The following is a 230-nucleotide window of genomic DNA, read 5'->3' as shown; positions in this document are numbered from 1 at the left end:
ATCTGCCCGAAGCCAGCGAGCTGATGCAACGCAACGACCAGCCCTCGGCGCCGCGCAGTCAGGTGTCGGCGGCGTGCCCGGCCGAGTCTCTTGTCAGTACGCCGCTCGGTGAGCGTGCGCGGCAGATTTCGGCAGTGGAACAGCGTCGGGAAGAGTCACTGCAGTTGAGCGATGGCGTGCAGTCCAGTCGCGGGCACCTGAACAACGATGCGAACCTGGGCACCGGAGGG

At 66.5% G+C, this 230-nt stretch carries 1 pseudogene; it reads left to right on the top strand.

The annotated features are described in order from the left end of the window. Nucleotides 1-230: pseudogene (locus ACQG3P_RS25385) on the top strand (hypothetical protein); the annotation flags it as partial.

Source organism: Stenotrophomonas sp. SrG (genome assembly GCF_050031795.1).
Lineage (GTDB): Bacteria > Pseudomonadota > Gammaproteobacteria > Xanthomonadales > Xanthomonadaceae > Stenotrophomonas > Stenotrophomonas rhizophila_A.
The sequence above is the reverse complement of the archived record's forward strand: the minus strand, read 5'-3'. Positions and strand labels throughout refer to the sequence as shown.